We start from the raw sequence: 1,127 nt of genomic DNA on the forward strand, positions 1-1,127 counted from the left end.
GCGCCGTCCAGGCCCTCGGCCTCGAACGCCTTCGGGCTCCCGACGAGCGCGGGCGCGTCGCCGCTGCCGCTGTCCTTCTCGGACTCCGACTTCAGGTAGCCGAACATGCCGTCGACGGCCTTCTCCGGGTCCTCGATCTCGCCGTAGACACCGGCGAACGGCAGGATCTTCGCGCCGAACGGGTTCTCCTCGACGGATCCCGACTCGTACTGGGCGCTCACGTCCTTCGGGTTCGTGACGCCCCACTTCTCGGCGTCCTTGAGGTCGTCCTTGCTCATGCCGCCGCTGTCCGCGCCGTCGGAGCTCTCGCTCTTCTTGTACTCGCCGCCGATCACCGTCGCGGGCGTGGTCAGCTTGTGCGGACCGTCGTCGGCGACGTCGCTGCTGCCTCCGCCCACCAGGAAGTACGCCCCACCACCGATCACGGCGAGTGCCACGACGACCGAGGCGATGATCAGACCGGTCTTCTTCTTCGGCGCGCCCTGCGGCGGCGGGAAACCAGGTGCCCCGCCGTACGGGGGCTGCTGCGGCTGCTGTCCGTACGGGCCCGGCTGCTGCGGCTGGCCGTAACCCTGCTGCGGGACTCCCTGCGGCGCCTGCTGCGGATACCCGTAACCGGGCTGCCCCTGCGGCGGCTGCTGCTGGGGGTACCCGTAGCCGGGCTGGCCCTGCGGCGGCTGCTGTCCGTACGGTCCGGGCTGGCCCTGCGGCTGCTGCCCACCGTACGGGCCCGGCTGGTTGTAACTCATGTGCTCTGTCCCCTCCAGATATTTATGCGTTCCCGACATCCTGACTGAAGGACCGGAGACATGGACCATCGGGGGGCGCACCGTTACCGAACTATCCCGTTTCAGTGCGGAGCTGTGACGGCTCTAAACTGTGCAGCGTGACCGAGAACTCTCAAGCGCAGCCCGCAGCCAACCCTGAACTGCCGACCCAGTACGCGCCGGCCGAGGTGGAGGGGAAGCTGTACGAGCGCTGGGTAGAACGCGGCTACTTCGAGGCTGACGAGAAGAGTGGCAAGCCCCCGTACACGATCGTCATCCCGCCGCCGAACGTCACCGGCAGCCTGCATCTCGGGCACGCCTTCGAGCACACGATCATCGACGCCCTGACGCGCCGTAAGC

Annotated in this window: 2 protein-coding genes; one reads left to right on the forward strand and one right to left on the reverse strand. The window is 68.2% G+C overall.

Annotation, left to right across the window (positions count from 1 at the left end):
- Positions 1–749: hypothetical protein (locus ACFXKA_RS43160; RefSeq protein ID WP_379431935.1), on the reverse strand; the 749-nt coding region annotated here is incomplete at its 3' end.
- 137 nt (positions 750–886) lie between these two features.
- Between ACFXKA_RS43160 and ACFXKA_RS43165 the strand changes: the two genes are divergently transcribed.
- Positions 887–1,127, forward strand: a 241-nt coding sequence (locus tag ACFXKA_RS43165; protein ID WP_379431937.1) for a class I tRNA ligase family protein, incomplete at its 3' end; no start/stop codon positions are given.

The sequence above is a fragment of the Nocardia sp. NPDC059228 genome (assembly GCF_042754245.1).
GTDB lineage: Bacteria > Actinomycetota > Actinomycetes > Mycobacteriales > Mycobacteriaceae > Nocardia.